Source organism: Salinimicrobium oceani, from assembly GCF_012037645.1.
Genome location: NZ_JAAVJR010001689.1, coordinates 1 through 280, shown reverse-complemented (window position 1 = coordinate 280; position 280 = coordinate 1). Strand labels below are relative to the sequence as shown.

Genomic DNA, 280 nt, shown 5'->3' with positions numbered 1-280 from the left:
CGTGTCTCATATTACCAGGATGCTTCAGTTCCTTGGAGATTCCGAAGAGGAAGCAGCAAAAAATGCCGAAACCATACTTAAGTTCGAGACTGCCCTTGCGCAGCCAAGACTGGATAAGGTAGAAAGACGTGATGCCCGAAAAACCTATAATCCACTGACCGCAGCCGAGCTTCAAAAAGCAGTACCTGCGATCAACTGGAACAGGTATTTCGAATCCATCGGCGCACAGGGAGTCGACACAGTAATTGTAAGACAGCCGCGTTATATGCAGGCGCTTCAA

Annotated in this window: 1 pseudogene; it reads left to right on the top strand. The window is 48.6% G+C overall.

From position 1 onward, the window contains the following. Position 1: 1 nt before the first annotated feature. Positions 2–280: pseudogene (locus HC175_RS23610) on the top strand (M13 family metallopeptidase N-terminal domain-containing protein); the annotation flags it as partial.